The sequence below is a fragment of the Streptantibioticus cattleyicolor NRRL 8057 = DSM 46488 genome (genome assembly GCF_000240165.1).
In the GTDB taxonomy this organism is placed as follows: Bacteria; Actinomycetota; Actinomycetes; order Streptomycetales; family Streptomycetaceae; genus Streptantibioticus; species Streptantibioticus cattleyicolor.
This window is the reverse complement of record NC_017586.1, coordinates 4,159,191-4,173,210: the sequence shown is the minus strand read 5'-3', so window position 1 is coordinate 4,173,210 and position 14,020 is coordinate 4,159,191. Positions and strand designations below refer to the sequence as shown.

Annotated in this window: 16 protein-coding genes; 3 read left to right on the top strand and 13 right to left on the bottom strand. The window is 75.1% G+C overall.

The window, feature by feature from the left end; all coding sequences use genetic code 11:
- Nucleotides 1-2 precede the first annotated feature (2 nt).
- Nucleotides 3-536 carry an alkyl hydroperoxide reductase gene (locus SCATT_RS18400; RefSeq protein WP_014628294.1) on the top strand — a complete coding sequence of 178 codons (534 nt, stop codon included), beginning with the start codon at nucleotides 3-5 and terminating at the stop codon, nucleotides 534-536.
- Nucleotides 537-650: 114 nt separating this feature from the next.
- On the opposite strand, the gene SCATT_RS18395 is transcribed toward SCATT_RS18400, so the two are convergent.
- The 4 genes from SCATT_RS18395 to SCATT_RS18380 all read right to left on the bottom strand — a co-directional run bounded on the left by SCATT_RS18395 (nucleotide 651) and on the right by SCATT_RS18380 (nucleotide 5,855).
- Nucleotides 651-2,057, bottom strand: a complete 1,407-nt coding sequence (locus SCATT_RS18395) for an AI-2E family transporter (protein ID WP_014144612.1) — start codon at nucleotides 2,055-2,057, stop codon at nucleotides 651-653.
- Between the two features lie 233 nt (nucleotides 2,058-2,290).
- A complete protein-coding gene (locus SCATT_RS18390; protein WP_014144610.1) occupies nucleotides 2,291-2,992 on the bottom strand; it encodes an aggregation-promoting factor C-terminal-like domain-containing protein in 702 nt (233 codons plus the stop codon).
- 441 nt (nucleotides 2,993-3,433) lie between these two features.
- The gene (locus tag SCATT_RS18385) at nucleotides 3,434-4,771 is read right to left on the bottom strand and encodes a PhoH family protein (RefSeq protein WP_014144609.1); all 1,338 of its coding nucleotides are present in this window, start codon (nucleotides 4,769-4,771) and stop codon (nucleotides 3,434-3,436) included.
- Nucleotides 4,772-5,093: 322 nt separating this feature from the next.
- A complete protein-coding gene (locus tag SCATT_RS18380; protein ID WP_014144608.1) occupies nucleotides 5,094-5,855 on the bottom strand; it encodes an isoprenyl transferase in 762 nt (253 codons plus the stop codon).
- A gap of 223 nt (nucleotides 5,856-6,078) precedes the next feature.
- On the opposite strand from SCATT_RS18380, the gene SCATT_RS18375 reads away from it, so the two are divergent.
- Complete coding sequence (locus SCATT_RS18375) at nucleotides 6,079-6,873, top strand: trypsin-like serine peptidase (RefSeq protein ID WP_014144607.1); 795 nt, start codon at nucleotides 6,079-6,081, stop codon at nucleotides 6,871-6,873.
- A 5-nt stretch (nucleotides 6,874-6,878) separates the two neighbouring features.
- Here the strand turns inward: SCATT_RS18375 and SCATT_RS18370 are convergent, their stop codons facing one another.
- A complete protein-coding gene (locus tag SCATT_RS18370) occupies nucleotides 6,879-7,577 on the bottom strand; it encodes a prepilin peptidase (RefSeq protein ID WP_014144606.1) in 699 nt (232 codons plus the stop codon).
- Between the two features lie 35 nt (nucleotides 7,578-7,612).
- The gene (locus SCATT_RS18365) at nucleotides 7,613-8,155 is read right to left on the bottom strand and encodes a hypothetical protein (protein WP_014144605.1); all 543 of its coding nucleotides are present in this window, start codon (nucleotides 8,153-8,155) and stop codon (nucleotides 7,613-7,615) included.
- A gap of 427 nt (nucleotides 8,156-8,582) precedes the next feature.
- Here SCATT_RS18365 and SCATT_RS18360 point away from each other — a divergent pair, with 427 nt between their 5' ends.
- The gene (locus SCATT_RS18360) at nucleotides 8,583-8,999 is read left to right on the top strand and encodes a DUF192 domain-containing protein (protein WP_014144604.1); all 417 of its coding nucleotides are present in this window, start codon (nucleotides 8,583-8,585) and stop codon (nucleotides 8,997-8,999) included.
- A 37-nt stretch (nucleotides 9,000-9,036) separates the two neighbouring features.
- Here the strand turns inward: SCATT_RS18360 and SCATT_RS18355 are convergent, their stop codons facing one another.
- The 7 genes from SCATT_RS18355 to SCATT_RS18325 all read right to left on the bottom strand — a co-directional run bounded on the left by SCATT_RS18355 (nucleotide 9,037) and on the right by SCATT_RS18325 (nucleotide 14,014).
- Nucleotides 9,037-9,639 (bottom strand): OmpA family protein, encoded by a 603-nt coding sequence (locus SCATT_RS18355; protein ID WP_014144603.1) that lies wholly within the window; start codon nucleotides 9,637-9,639, stop codon nucleotides 9,037-9,039.
- Nucleotides 9,636-10,244 carry a hypothetical protein gene (locus SCATT_RS18350; protein ID WP_014628292.1) on the bottom strand — a complete coding sequence of 203 codons (609 nt, stop codon included), beginning with the start codon at nucleotides 10,242-10,244 and terminating at the stop codon, nucleotides 9,636-9,638. The genes SCATT_RS18355 and SCATT_RS18350 overlap by 4 nt, the downstream gene beginning before the upstream one ends.
- Before the next feature lie 20 nt (nucleotides 10,245-10,264).
- Nucleotides 10,265-10,894, bottom strand: coding sequence for a hypothetical protein (locus SCATT_RS38635; RefSeq protein WP_014144601.1), 630 nt, complete (start codon nucleotides 10,892-10,894; stop codon nucleotides 10,265-10,267).
- Between the two features lie 5 nt (nucleotides 10,895-10,899).
- The gene (locus SCATT_RS18340) at nucleotides 10,900-11,130 is read right to left on the bottom strand and encodes a hypothetical protein (RefSeq protein ID WP_014144600.1); all 231 of its coding nucleotides are present in this window, start codon (nucleotides 11,128-11,130) and stop codon (nucleotides 10,900-10,902) included.
- 111 nt (nucleotides 11,131-11,241) lie between these two features.
- Nucleotides 11,242-11,901, bottom strand: coding sequence for a response regulator transcription factor (locus SCATT_RS18335; protein WP_014144599.1), 660 nt, complete (start codon nucleotides 11,899-11,901; stop codon nucleotides 11,242-11,244).
- A complete protein-coding gene (locus SCATT_RS18330) occupies nucleotides 11,898-13,130 on the bottom strand; it encodes a sensor histidine kinase (protein ID WP_014144598.1) in 1,233 nt (410 codons plus the stop codon). The genes SCATT_RS18335 and SCATT_RS18330 overlap by 4 nt, the downstream gene beginning before the upstream one ends.
- A complete protein-coding gene (locus SCATT_RS18325) occupies nucleotides 13,127-14,014 on the bottom strand; it encodes a DUF5936 domain-containing protein (RefSeq protein ID WP_014144597.1) in 888 nt (295 codons plus the stop codon). Before SCATT_RS18325 ends, SCATT_RS18330 begins: the two co-directional genes overlap by 4 nt.
- Nucleotides 14,015-14,020: the final 6 nt, after the last annotated feature.

Here is a 14,020-nt window from a genome sequence, read left to right as displayed (position 1 = left end):
CCGTGGCCCTCGATGAGCTGAAGTCCGCGCTGCCGGACTACGCCAAGGACCTCAAGCTCAACCTCGGCTCGGTCATCGGCAACAACGAGGCCCTCACCCAGCAGCAGCTGTGGGGCACCGTGCTGGCCTGCGCGATCGCCTCGCGCAGCCCGCGTGTGCTGCGCGAGCTGGAGCCGGAGGCCAAGGCCAACCTGTCGCCGGAGGCGTACACCGCCGCCAAGGCCGCCGCGGCCGTCATGGCGATGAACAACGTCTTCTACCGCACCCGGCACCTGCTGTCGGACCCGGAGTACGGCACGCTCCGCGCGGGCCTGCGGATGAACGTCATCGGCAACCCGGGCGTGGACAAGACCGACTTCGAGCTGTGGTCGTTCGCGGTCTCCGCGATCAACGGCTGCGGGATGTGCCTCGACTCGCACGAGCAGGTGCTCCGCAAGGCCGGCGTGGAGCGCGAGGTCGTCCAGGAGGCGTTCAAGATCGCCGCGGTCGTGCAGGCCGTCGGCACCACGCTGGACGCCGAGGAGGTGCTCGCCTGACGGCGGGCCCGCCCGGCGCCCGCTGAACGGCGCCAACCCCGAAGCGGGGTACGGGACTTCGGTCCCGTACCCCGCTTCGTCGTTCCCGGAGCTCCGGCGCTCCCGGGCGGGGGCTCAGCCCTCCTCGGCCGCCGGCTCCGCGGTGGCCACGGCGGACGAGGACGGCCCCGGCGCGTCCCGCTCGTCCCGCTCGTCCCGCGCCTGAGGCTCGGAGGATCCGGAGGGCTCGGCGGTGCTCGCGGCGAGCGCGGTGCGCAGCGCCACCTCCCGGCTGTGCTGGCGCAGATAGCCCACCACCGTGTTGGTCACCGCCACCAGCGGCACCGCCACCACCGCGCCGCCGATCCCGGCGATCAGCGACCCGGAGGCCACCGAGAGCACCACCGCCAGCGGATGCACCCGCACCGCCCGGCCCAGGATGAACGGCTGGAGGATGTGGCCCTCGATCTGCTGCACCGCCAACACCACCGCCAGCACCATCAGCATGGTGAACGGACCCTCGCTCACCAGCGCCACGATCATCGCCAGCGCGCCCGAGGCCACCGCGCCCACCAGCGGCACGAACGACCCCAGGAAGATCACCACGGCCAGCGGCACCGCCATCGGCACGCCCAGGAAGAAGATGCCGACGCCGATGCAGACCGCGTCGATGAAGGCCACGATCACCGTGCCGCGCACGTACAGGGTGAGCGTGCGCCAGGCACGCGGACCGGCGCCCGCGATGCCGTCCCGGGCGTCCCGCGGGAAGAGCTTGAGCAGCCACTTCCACACCCCCGCGCCGTCGTAGAGCAGGAACAGGGTGCAGAACATCGCCAGGAATATCCCGGTGAACAGGTCGATCACCACGGTCACCCCCTCCAGCCCGGCGGAGGTGATCTGCTCGGCGTTGGTGCCGATGGCGTGCTGGAGGTTCTTGGTGACCTGGTTGATCTGGTTCTCGGTGACGTGCAGCGGCGAGTGCAGCAGCCACGACTTCAGCTCGCCGATGCCGGCCTGGACGCGGTTGGAGAGCGTGTCGGTGTTCTCCATCACCTGCCACACCACGAACCAGCCGACCAGGCCCATCACCACGAAACCGGTGATGAAGGCCACCGCGGTGGCCGGCCCGCGGGGCATCCCCATCCGCTTGAGCCGGGCCACCGTCGGCTGGAGCAGCGCGGTGATCAGCAGTGAGGCGGCGAACGAGAGCACCACCAGCTGCACCGAGCTGATCGCCCGCATCAGCAGGTAGAGGGCGCCGGCCAGCACCAGGAACCGCCAGGCCACCTCGGCGGCGACCCGCACCCCCCAGGGCACCGCGGCCGACGGCTGGCGGGGGGCGCGGACCGCGGGGGCGTACGCGGGCGGCGGCGGCACGTGGACCTCGGGCGCCGCCTCGACGGCCGGCGCCTGGGCCGGCGGCTCCGCGGCGTCCTCCGCCCGGTGCTCGTCGAGACGGCTGCTGAGCTTGCCGAGCCCCGCGGCCAGCCCGGCACCCCACTGGCTCCCCCAGCGCCGCGGGGGGACCCCCTTGTTCGGCATTGCCTTCCTCATCCCTGCGCTGGACTGAGCGCTGCTCCATCGTGGTGGACTGTGAAGAAGGACGACGTTACCCGGGCACGGCGCCGGACGTGGAGCCCGATCTTGAAAGCCGGAAGCCGGAAGCCCCCGCCGGATACGACCGGCGGGGGCTTCGGGCTCGGAAGGTGCTTGTGGCGGCCCAGGCTCTGTCGTCAAAAGACCCCGCGGGGCAGGCGAGGTTTTGACGACAGGGCCTAGTACCAGCTGTTGGCCTGCCAGAACTGCCAGGCGCCACAGGGGCTGTGGTAGCTGGAGTTCATGTAGCTCAGGCCCCACTTGATCTGGGTGGCCGGGTTGGTCTGCCAGTCGGCGCCCGCGGAGGCCATCTTGGAGCCGGGCAGCGCCTGGACGAGACCGTAGGCGCCCGAGGAGGCGTTGACCGCCTTGTAGTCCCAGCCGCTCTCCCGCGAGACGATGTTGGAGAAGCACTGGTACTGCGTGTCGTCACCGATGATCTGCCGGGCGAGCGCCTGGATGCCCGCCACCGAGTAGTCACCGGCGCTGAGGGTGCTGACCGAGCCGAGCGACGAACGCTGCTCGTCGCGGCTGGCGGCCTGCTCCTTCTCGTGCTCCGCCTTGGCCTTGGCCGCGGCCTCGGCGTCCGCCTTCTTCTTGGCGGCGTCGGCGGCGGCCTGCTTGCGGGCGGCTTCGGCGGCGGCCTGCTTGGCCGAGGCGTCGGCGGCGGCCTGCTGCGACTGCACCTGCTCGGTGAGCGAGGCGACCTGCGCGTTGGCCTGCTGGCCGGCGTCGATGGTGTCCAGCGGCGTCACATCGGCGACGGGCTGCGCGGCGACGGCGGTCGGCTCGCTGCCTGAGGCAACGCCCACGACGGCACCGACGGTGGTCACCGCGGTGGCTGACGCGACGGCGATTCCCCGGACGGAGATCCGGCTCACACGGTTTCCTTCCAGCATCGCCCGCGTGGTGACCGCGCGGACGCAATCGTGCCCCTGACACGGGCCTCCCCTTGGTCCGGACCGGGGTCCGGCTGGTCACGGGAGGCACTGGCCCGGACAGACCCCCGAACGCTCGGGGTCCGCGTGGTTCTGGGCGGCTCACGGCGGCGCTCTTCAGTTGTCGGGCTGGACAGCCCGGCGGCTGTGGGGCCTTGGGGTGGCACACCACGGAGGGTGCCGGTGTGCCGTGAGCGGGGCCTGACAGCCTCACACCCTGCCCGACCGCGCCGCGCGGACGCAATTCCCCGCCACGTGTCAAAGGTCACACGGCGTTTGAGGCGGCCGATTCACGGAAAGCGCCCCACTCCCGCCGCCGACATGGCTAGGCTGCTGCGCCCACGCGGCGCAGCAGCCCTCTTGCCTCAAACCCGCCTGAACCGGCTAGAGTTGGACATCCTCCAGCATCTCGGTCACCAGCGCGGCGATCGGTGAGCGCTCGGAACGGGTGAGCGTCACATGGGCGAAGAGCGGGTGTCCCTTGAGCTTCTCCACCACGGCCACCACCCCGTCGTACCGGCCCACCCGCAGGTTGTCACGCTGGGCCACGTCGTGGGTGAGGACCACCCGGGAGCCGGCGCCGATCCGGGAGAGCACCGTCAACAGGACGTTCCGTTCGAGTGATTGGGCCTCGTCCACGATGACGAACGCGTCGTGCAGCGAGCGGCCCCGGATGTGGGTGAGCGGCAGCACCTCCAGCATGCCCCGCTCCACCACCTCCTCGATGACGTCCGACGAGGTCACCGCGGAGAGCGTGTCGAAGACCGCCTGCGCCCACGGGGACATCTTCTCGGCCTCGGTGCCCGGCAGGTAGCCCAACTCCTGGCCGCCGACCGCGTACAGCGGGCGGAACACCATCACCTTGCGGTGCTGACGCCGTTCCAGCACCGCCTCCAGCCCCGCGCACAGCGCCAGCGCCGACTTGCCGGTGCCCGCCCGGCCGCCGAGCGAGACGATCCCCACCTCCGGGTCGAGCAGCAGGTCCAGGGCGATCCGCTGCTCGGCGCTGCGGCCGTGCAGCCCGAACGCCTCCCGGTCACCGCGCACCAGCCGCACCCTGCCGTCCGCGGTGACCCGGCCCAGCGCCTTGCCGCGCTCGGAGGAGAGCACCAGGCCGGTGTGGACCGGCAGTCCGGCCGCGTCGGGCAGGTCGGCGACCTCCTCGGCGAAGAGCGCGTCGATCCCGTCCGCGCCCACCGCCAGCTCCGCCATGCCCGTCCAGCCGGAGGTGATGGCCAGTTCGGCCCGGTACTCCTCGGCGAGCAGCCCCACCGACGACGCCTTCACGCGCAGCGGCAGGTCCTTGGAGACCACGGTGACGTCGTACCCCTCGGCCTGGAGGTTGCGGGCCACCGCCAGGATCCGGGAGTCGTTGTCGCCGAGCCTGCCGCCGGCCTGGGTGAGCATGCCCGGCGGCAGGATGGCGGGGTCCGAGTGGTTGAGCTCGACCCGGAGCGTGCCGCCGATCTCGCCGATCGGCACCGGCGCGTCCAGCCGCCCGTACCGGATGCGGTACTCGTCGAGCAGCCGGAGCGCCTGGCGGGCGAAGTAACCCAGCTCGGGGTGGTGGCGCTTGGCCTCAAGCTCCGTCACCACCACGACGGGGAGCACGACTTCGTGCTCGTCGAACCGGGTGATGGCCTGCGGATCGGCCAGCAGCACGCTGGTGTCGAGGACATAGGTGCGCCGGTCGTGCTCCCGGCGGTTCTTGCTGGTCACCACGGGTGGACGAACCCCCTCGAAAGAGGTCGGGGCGCGACGGCGCCGCGGGAAGTGACGGGCGCCGCGCGGATGAGGGCCGGGAGTGGGGCCGAGGGCCGACCGCGGCCCTGCGTCATGCCGCGGCACGCGTCGCCGGTTGACAGGACGTCCGTGTGCAAGGGGCCTCCCGGTCGGGCGGCACCGTGCCGCCCGTAGAGGCGACGCCCATGGCACGGGTGCCGGCCTCGCAAGGGATATTCCCTCGAAGGTGGTTGCGTATGCGACGACCAGGCGCCGCCCGGTCCGCCCGTCCGGTTTCGTCCGCCCCTGCGGCGAAGATCCCTCAGCCGCCGTAACGGCGGTGGCGCGCGGCGTAGTCACGCAGCGCCCGCAGGAAGTCCACCTTGCGGAAGGCGGGCCAGAAGACCTCGCAGAAGTAGTACTCGGAGTGGGCGCTCTGCCAGAGCATGAAGCCGGACAGCCGCTGCTCGCCGGAGGTGCGGATGATCAGGTCCGGGTCGGGCTGGCCGCGGGTGTAGAGGTGTTCGGCGATGTGGTCGATGTCGAGGACCTCGGCGATGTCCTCCACCGAGGTGCCGCGCGAGGCGTGGTCGAGCAGGAGGGAGCGGACCGCGTCGGCGATCTCCTGCCGGCCGCCGTAGCCGACGGCGACGTTGACCAGCAGGCCGGCCACGTCGACGGTGGCCTCCTCGGCCTCCTTGAGCACGCGCTGGGTGCCGGCCGGCAGCAGGTCCAGGGTGCCCACGTGGTGCACCCGCCAACGCCCGGTCGAGGCCAGCCCGCTGACCGCGCCCTCGATGATCCTCAGCAGCGGGTCGAGCTCCTCGGCGGGCCGGCCGAGGTTGTCGGTGGACAGCAGCCACAGGGTGACCACCTCGACCCCGGTCTCCTCGCACCAGCCCAGCATCTCGGCGATCTTGTCGGCGCCGGCCCGGTGGCCCTCGGCGGGGGTGCCCCCGGCGGCCCGGGCCCAGCGGCGGTTGCCGTCGAGGATGACCCCGATGTGCTTGGGGACCTGCTCGGTGTCCAGGTGGGACTCGACCCGGCGTGCGTACAGGCCATAGACCAGGTCGCGCAGTTTCATGCTGTTCCAGCCCCTCGTGCAATACGGCACCCCGCCGTCACGATACTGCGGGCGGCGCCCGGACCACGATTCGGGAAGGCCGGCGGGGCGCTCGCGGGGGTGCGGCAGCGAGAGTACCGCGCGCGGCGCCGGGGCGGCCCCGGTACCGCCCGGTCCGGCCGTGGCGCCCCCGTCCGGGTGAGCGCGGCGTGCGGCGCCCGGGGCCGCGCCCTACGGTGCCGGTATGGCCGTGATACGTGGCCTCGTCGGCGCGCTGGTCTCGGCGGCGGTGGCGGTCGTTCCGGTACGGGCCGCGCCGCCGCCGCCGGCCAGTGGTGCCCAGTGGCCGGGGCGGCCGGAGGCGGTGCGCGCGGTGGGGCGGCTCTTCGTCCACTTCCCGCGGCTGCCGGCCGGGCAGACGGCGGCGTGTTCGGCCACCGTGGTCGACGCCGCCAGCCGGGACCTGATCAGCACCGCGGCGCACTGCCTGTACCGGTCGGAGTACGGCGGCGCCGCCGACTGGGCGGAGTTCGTCCCCGGTTACCGCCACGGCGCCCGCCCCTACGGCACCTACCGGCTGCGCCGGGCCTTCACCGACCGGGCCTGGCGGCGCCGCGAGGACGCCGACCACGACGTGGCCTTCGCCGCGCTGGCCCGCGATCCGGTGACCGGCCGCCATGTGCAGGACGTGGTGGGCGCCTTCCCGGTCGCCTTCGGCGCGGTCGACGGACCGGTGACGGCGCTGGGGTTCCCGGCGGCGCCGCCGTACGACGGGGAGACGCTGCGGTACTGCGCGCACCGGGCGGCGGCCGATCCGGCGGCCGGGCGCGGCGCGACGCTGCCGCACTGCGGCTTCACCGAGGGCGCCAGCGGCGGCCCGTGGATACGCGGGCTGGACACGGCCACCGGGGGCGGGGTGCAGGTCGGGGTGGACGCCGACGGCTGGACCGACGGCCGCGGACCCGGCCCGGCGGCGGTCTACTCCTCGGTGTTCGGCGCCGAGGCGCGGGCGCTGTACGAACGCGCCCGGCGCGCCTGAGCGCGTCACCGCGCCAGCAGCACCCCGCCCAACGTGCCCAGCAGCATGAACGGCCCGAAGCTGACGGCCGACCGCCGGCCCGCCCGCCCGGTCAGCAGCAGCCCGAGCGCCACCACCGCGCCGAGTCCGAACCCCAGGCAGACCCCGCCCACCAGGGCCGGCCAGCCGTACCAGGCCAGCGCCATCCCGCAGGTGGGCGCCAACTTCACGTCCCCCCAGCCCATTCCGCCCGGGTTGACCGCCAGCAGCACCAGGTAGCCGGCGCCGAGCAGCGCCCCGCCCAGCAGCGCGCGCGGCCAGCTGCCCGCGTGGCCGGGGAGGAGCGCCGCCACCCCGAGCAGCGCGGCGGTGCCGGCCGCGGCCGGGAGGGTGAGGACGTCCGGCAGCCGGTGGACGGCGAGATCGACCCGGGCCAGCAGGACGCCCAGCGGCACCAGCAGCAGCCAGACCGCCGACTCCGGCCGTACGCCCGCCACTTGGGCCACCGCGCCGCAACCGGCCGCCGTCAGCGCCGTGGTGACCGCCGTCGCCCGTCGCCCCGGGCCGGGGCCGAGCCAGCCGCGCGCGCCGGGGCGCAACCCGGGGCGCCAGGGCTCGCCGGGCGGGACGGAGAGGCGGTGGACGGCGCGGGGCAGGACGAGGCCGGCGAGCGCCCCCCATCCGGTCGCCGCCGCCGGGAACACGTGCGCGCCGACGCCATGCACGGCGCCGACGCTACCGGCGCGGCGCCCCGGCTTTCTCAGGTCTTGAGGATGTTGCCCTTGCCGATGGTGCCGACCTGGATGCTGTCGGCGATCCGGTTCATGGTGTCCTGGGTCACCTCGCCGGGGATGCCGCTGATCCGGATGAGCACCGGGGTGCCGTGCGCGGTGTGCGCGGTGACGTCCATCACCCGCAGCCGGGGGCCGTCCGGCTTGGGCCGGTAGACGTAGGAGACCTGGGCCGCGGGCTTGCCGCCGAGCTTGAACTCGGCGCTGTTCTTGACCTTCACGCCCTTGGGCCGCCGCTTGTCGGCGCCGGTGAGCACCTCGACCCGGCCGACGGTGTCGCCGTGCTGGACCAGGACGGCCTCGCCGAGCATCCCGTGCGGCAGCCGGGCGCCGCTCATCTCCCGCCACCCCTTGGGGTGGGCGAGGGCGATGCCGTGGGCGTTGAGGTACGTCCAGCTGTCCGGTGCGCCGTGGCCCACCCCGCAGCCGGCCGCGGCCGGGCCGAGCAGCAGGACGACCCCGGCGCCGACCAGCGCGCGCCACCGCTTCGTTGTGCCGATCGAGCTGTTCACACTCACCCTCACACAGGCCATCAGGGCGCGGCATGGCTATCGCGCTGTCCGCGCTCCCACGTTACCCGCGCGCGCCCCGCGCCGCCGGGGTGCCCAGTGTCACCCCGCCGCGTTGCGCCACCGGGACGGCCGGGTGAACCCCGGGGGTACGGCGGGCGCCGGGGGGCCGGGCGGGCGGGGGAAGAGAAACGGGCCGATCCGCGGGGTGGGATGCGGATCGGCCCGAGGGGGGGACTTTCACTGTAGCGCGCTCCGCGCCGAACCGGCCCCCTCCGACACCACCGACTCGCTACGGAGAGGGGTGAAAGTATGGACGAATGTTGACGCTCGGTGGTCGCCCGGCCACCGTACGGCCCGTCGCACACACCCTGTGCACGCTCCGGGACCGGCCGTACTCTGCCCGGTACGGCGACGGGGAGGCACGGCGATGGCACGGCGGTGGTCGGACGGACGCGGAACGCTGCGGGTGACCGGACCGGCGGACGGCGGGGCGCACGGAAGCGGGGACGGGGGCGGGGCGCCGGCCGAGCGGGCCGTGGTGCCGCTGGAGATCGCCGCCTCCTACCGGGCCCGCACCCGCGGGCTGCTGGGCCAGGACGGGCTCGCCGGGGCGCTGCTGCTCACCCCGGCCTCCGGGGTGCACACCTTCCGGATGCGGTTCGCCATCGACGTGGCCTACCTGGACCGGGGCCTGCGGGTGCTGGCGGTGCGCACCATGCGGCCGGGGCGGCTGGGCCGGCCACGGCTGCGCGCCCGGCACGTGCTGGAGGCCCCGGCGGGCGCGATGGCCGGCTGGGGGCTGCGCCCCGGCGCGGTGGTGCGGATCACCCCGGAGCCACGGTGAGCCCCGGGGTGGCGGACGGGTGCCGGACGGGGCCGGGTCAGCCGGTGCTCTTGGGGAAGGTGATCTCCACCCGGCGGTTCTTGCGGCGGCCGTCCTCGGTGGCGTTGTCGGCCACCGGGTACTGCTCGGCGTACCCGCGTACCTCGAACGTCAGCCCCGGGTCGGGGGCGAGGTCGCGGGCGAGCAGCGCGTAGACCGCCTCGGCGCGGCGCTTGGACAGCTCCAGGCCGTGCTCGTGGGTGCCGAGGTCGTCGGTGAAACCGAAGACCCGCACGGTCTTGGCGTTCTGCCGGGTGATCTCGTCGGCGACGGCCTGGATCCGGGCGCTCGCCCGCGGGCCCAGGCTCGCGCTGTCCTTGTCGAAGACCACCTCGGTCTGGAGGGAGAAGGTGACGGCCACGCTGGTGTCGGCGCGGCGTTCGTCGCCGTTGGAGTCCTCCACCACGGTCTTGACGTCGAGCACCTTGGGCGGGGCGAGGGTGGCGCCCGGGGTCAGCCGGAGCCCGGGGGCGCGCGGGTCGACCCGCACCGGCGGGGGCGGCGTCCCGGCCGGGGACGGCGGTGCCGGGGCGGCGGCGCAGCAGCACAGCAGCGCGGCGGCCACCGCCAGCGGGACGGCGGGGCGCACGACGGGGTTCACCGGCCCAGCACGATCGAGGCGGGCGGCAGCGTCGGCAGGTCGAAGTCCACCTGGGTGGTGGTGGCCGGCGGCGCCGGGAACTGCGCGTAGACCGGCAGGCTCGCCCCGGCCCGGATCACGTCCAGACCGGTGGTGCACAGGCAGCGCCCCTCGGTGTCCCGCAGCACGTAGTACCGCTTGCGGCCGAGTGTGTCGACGAGGGTGGCACCCGCCAGCGAGCCGCCGTTCTTCTGGAGTTCCTCCTCGTCGCCGCGCCACGCCGAGGTGCCGGTGAACGGCTCGGTGCCGGTGTTGCGCACCTGGCCGGTGACGGTGACGAAGCCGCCGGGGTCGCGGGTGGCCGAGTCGATGGTGACCACCACGCCGCCGGTGCCCTTGATGGTGGCGAGCGGCTGCCGGCCCCCGGCGGCCGTGCCCCGGGCGCCGGAGGACCCGGGAGCCGGGGCGGAGGTGCCCGGGGGCGCCGGGGAACCGCCGGCCGGGCCGCCGCACCCCACCGCCGCGAAGGCGACCACGGCGAGCACGGTGAACGCCGCGGACACCGCCACGGTCGCCGCCCGGCGCTCCCCGGCGCGGCCGGTCCGCCGGGTCCTCCCCATCCTCATCTGCGGCCCCTCGGTCGTCGTCAGCGGATCAGTCGTACGGCGAACAGGTCGGCCGCCGACGGCAGCGTCCCCGGGTGCGCCGGGTCGAGCGGGAAGTCGCCGCCGTCGCAGTGGAGCGTCCCCGGCGTCCCCGGCGTCCCCGGCGAAGTGGCCGAAAGACCGCAGCGCGGCGTGAGTTCGGCGGTGGCCCCGGCGTGTCCGCGGTGGCCCTCGGTGCCGGGGACGAGGGTGTGCCCCACGTCCGCGTCGGTCTCGACGGAGACGGTGTACCGGGCGCCGTCCACCTGGCACGCGGTCAGGTGCGCGCCGTTGCGTCCGGCGAACGCCCCGGCCGCCTCGCACGGGTCGGGGAGCCCGGGCCACCGGCCGTCCAGCACGGCGCCGAGATCGCCGTGGCCGCCCGTCACGATCCGCGCGACGGCGTCGCGCAGTTGGTCCCGGGTGGCGGAGGCGGCGCCCAGGGCGGCGGCGTCGGCCGCGGTACGGGCACCGCCGGCGACCACGGCGGCCCGGCCGACGGCGACGTAGGCGAAGGCCAGGACGAGCAGCGCGCCGATGGCGGTGACGTACACCGGCAGCGCCTGCCCCCGGTCGTCGCCGGCCCGGCGGAGCACCGCGGCGTACCACCGCGGCCCGGGACGACGGCGCACGGGGCTCAGCCGGTGACCTTGGCGATCTCGGCGACGATGGCCGAGTAGATCTGGTGGCCGATGCCGGTGCCGGCGATCGCGGCGACGATGAGCACCACCACCGCGATGATCCCCAGGTATTCCACCGACGTCTGGCCCCGGTCGTGGCGGGCGGCGCGGGCGGCCAGGCGGCGGACCGCGGCCCGCGGCCGTCCGTGGCCGGTGGTGGCGGCCTGGCCGGCGAAGCGCTTCGGCACGGGAACCCCTCCTCGTGGCTGCCTGCGGCGACGGCCGGACGGTACGGCCCGGCGCCGGGCGCGGGACAGGGCCCGGGGGCCCAATCGCGGGCCCAGGCGGGCCGGTCGGGGTCAGCGGGCGGTGCCCAGCCAGCGGGCGACGGCCTGGCTGCGGCTGTCCGCGTGCAGCTTGCCGAAGATCCGGTTGACGTGGTTCTTGACGGTCTTCTCGCTGATGAAGCAGGCGGCGGCGATCTGCCGGTTGTTCAGGCCGCCGGCGATCAGCTCCATCACCTCCGCCTCGCGGCGGCTGAGCCGGAACCGGGCCCGGTCCGGCTCCGGCTCCCCGGTCCCGCCGCGCACCTCGGCCAGCAGCGCGGTCGCCGCGCTCGTGGTCAGCGCCGCCCGCCCGGCGGAGGTGTCCCGCACCGCGGCCACCAACTGGTCGGCGGTGAACTCGCCATGCACCAGGTATCCGCCGGCGCCGCGCCGGATCGCCTCCCGTACGGTGCCGGGCTCGCCGCGCCAGGTGAGCATCAGCACCGGGGCGATGCGGGCCAGCCCGGGCAGCGCGGCCAGCCCGTCCGTGCCGGGCATCCGGACGTCGAGCAGCACCAGGTCGGGCCGGTGCGCGGCGGCGGCCTCGTACGCCTGGCGGCCGTCGGCGGCCTCGGCGACCACCTCGATGCCGGGGCGGGCGGTGAGCAGCGCGCCGAGTCCGGCCCGCACCACGGGGTTGTCGTCGGCCACGACCACCCGCAGCGGCCGGGGCAGGGTGCCTGGCGTCGTCATGGGGACCTCCGGGAGGGTGACGGTCGGGACGCGGTGGTGGCCGGCAGGTCGACGCGGACCTCGGTGCCGGTCCGGTCGCGGGCCGGGCCGATGGTGATCCGGGCGCCCACCGCTTCGGCCCGCTCGACCATGCCGACCACCCCGAAGCGGCCCCGCGCCCGCCAGTCGGCCACGGTGGCGTGCGCGGGCAGCCCCCGCCCGTCGTCCCGCACCGTGATCCGCACCGCGCCGTCCACCACTGCGGCGGCCACCTCGGCGTGGCCGGCCCCGGCGTGCCGGTGGGCGTTCTCCAGGGCCTCCCGGACGATGGCGACCAGATGGCGGACGACCGGTGCGGGCAGCTCCGGCAACGGACCGGAAGGCGGGACGAGGACCACGGGCAGTCCGGCGCGGTCGGTGAACTCGGCCACCGCCCCGGCGAGTCGGCGCTCCAGCGGGCCGTCGTCGGGATCGCGGCGCAGTCCGGCCAGGAGCGCGCGGGACTCGTCGGCGGCGCGGCGGGCGGAACGGGCCACGAGGTCGGCCCGGTCGCGCAGGGCGGCGGGGTCGAGCCGGTCGGCGCAGGCGGCCAGCGCCTCGGCGGCCAGGGTGACCCCGTGCAGCGTCTTGGCCACCGAGTCGTGCATCTCCCGGGCGAGCCGGGCCCGTTCGGCGGCCACCGCCTCGGCCGCCGCCAGCCGCGCCCGGGTCCGGGTGAGCGCCCGGGTGGCCTCGCCGAACCCCAGCATCAGCCGGCGCAGGGTGACCCCGGCGACCCCGGCGACCACGCAGAAGCCGGGCAGCAGCAGCACGCCGTCCAGCCGTCCGCCCGGTCCGTCCAGCGCCACCACGGCGCCGAGCACCGCGATCTGCAACGCGGTGAACAGCAGCGCCCCGCGCCGCCCGTACACGAGCCCGGCCAGCAGCGGGGTGCACACCGTCACGTACGCCAGCGGGCTGTGCACGGTGCCGGCGGTGAGCAGCACGGCGGCGAAGAGCGAGTCCACCGCGAGCAGCGCGGGGTGGCGCAGCAGCAGCGGGCCGAAGCGTTCCCAGTCGCGGAAGAGCAGGTAGCTGCCCATGAAGGTGATGACCACCGCCGATCCGGTGGCCCAGGCCGCGGCGCCCGGGCCGACCCGTACCAGCGCCACCGGCGAGGCGAGCGCGAGCACCGCCAGGCGGAACCCGAACACCTGGCGGCACAGCGCCTGGAGGGCGGAGACGTCGAGCGCGCGGGCCGGATCCGTCACTCGCCGATGACCTGCCCGAAGCCGATGTGGTTGCCCAGGAAGAACCCGGCGAGCAGCAGGATCATGGTGGCCGGGACCATCAGCGTGGTGATCACCAGGGTGGACCTGGGCACCGCCCGGGCGGCCCGGCGGCGGGCGTTCTGGGCGTCGGTGCGCCGCATGTCCTTGGCGATCCGGATGAGCGTCTCGGCGATCGGGGCGCCGAGTTCCTCGCCCTGCTGCAACGCGGTGGTGAACTGGGCGACCTGGTCGGAGCCGTTGCGCCGGCGCAGTTCGTCGAAGGCCTGGCGGCGGCCGACGCCCAGGTCGAGTTGGCGCAGGGTGATGCGGATCTCGTCGGCCCACGGTCCCCGGTGGTTGTCGGCGACGCGTTCGAGCGCCTGCCGGAAGCCGAGTCCGGCGCCGACCACCACCGCCAGGACGTCGAGGAAGTCGGCGAGGGTGCGTTCGATCTCCTCCTTGCGCTGCCGGACCGCCAGCCAGATGCCCAGGTCCGTCCACCACAGCGCGAAGGCGAGCAGCGGCGGGACGAGGAGGAACCGGCCGCGTGCGGCGCAGACCACGGCGCCGGTCAGGCCGAGGGCGCCGTAGACCGCGCGGCGGGCGGCGTAGCGGTCGACGGTCAGGCCGCCGGGGTTGCCGGCCAGGTCGAGCCGGCGGCGTACCTTCGCCACCCGGGCCGGGCCCATCGCCCGCAGCACCAGCGGCGCGTACCGCATGCCGAGCCGGTCGACCAGCGAGCCGACCCGGGTGGTGCGGGTGGCGCCGACCTCCAGGGCGACCGCGAGGTCGGCGGGGAGCCGGGGCGGGCGGCGCAGCAGCGCGAGGCCGGCCCTGGCCCCGGCCACCGCCACCGCCGCCAGGGCCGCGACCAGCAACGCCATCGGGCG